This is a genomic window from Winogradskyella eckloniae (assembly GCF_013249045.1).
Lineage (GTDB): Bacteria > Bacteroidota > Bacteroidia > Flavobacteriales > Flavobacteriaceae > Winogradskyella > Winogradskyella eckloniae.
Genome location: NZ_JABRWP010000028.1, coordinates 1 through 571, shown reverse-complemented (window position 1 = coordinate 571; position 571 = coordinate 1). Strand labels below are relative to the sequence as shown.

At 32.9% G+C, this 571-nt stretch carries 1 protein-coding gene; it reads left to right on the top strand.

The window, feature by feature from the left end; all coding sequences use genetic code 11:
• Positions 1 to 40 precede the first annotated feature (40 nt).
• Positions 41 to 412 carry a transposase gene (locus HNV08_RS16240; protein WP_173282413.1) on the top strand — a complete coding sequence of 124 codons (372 nt, stop codon included), beginning with the start codon at positions 41 to 43 and terminating at the stop codon, positions 410 to 412.
• The last annotated feature ends 159 nt before the right edge of the window (positions 413 to 571 follow it).

Genomic DNA, 571 nt, shown 5'->3' with positions numbered 1-571 from the left:
TTGACCCGTCCTGAATAAAGGCTACATAATTTTAAACATTATGTACAAAAATGACAAAGTAATTAGACGGTATTCAGAACCTTTTAAACTGAAAATTTTAGACGAACTTACAACTGGAAAATTAAACAAGTATCAACTAGGTAAGGCTTATGGTATTGCACCAACTACCATTAATGAATGGATAAAGAAGTATAACCGAAAAGACCTTATGAACACCAGAATAACTGTGAAAACTAAAGACGAAATAACACGTATTAAAGCACTTCAAAAAGAGATTGAACAACTAAAAAAATTGTTGTTAAAGAAAGACTTGGATGCGATGATTCAAGATTCATACCTGGAAGTTGCTGCAGAAGACCTTGGTTATAAATCGGTTGCCGAACTAAAAAAAAAGCTAAATATAGAGCGGTAAGTAAAACTAAAGACAAAGCCAAAGGATTTGCGTCTTTAACTACTATTTGTAAGTCTTTCGGGCTTAAACGTGATGCATTCTACAAGTATAAATATAGAGCAGACAAACGTTTAAAACTCGAACAACAGGTCATTCAAATTGTAAGCCAAAAACGCAGAT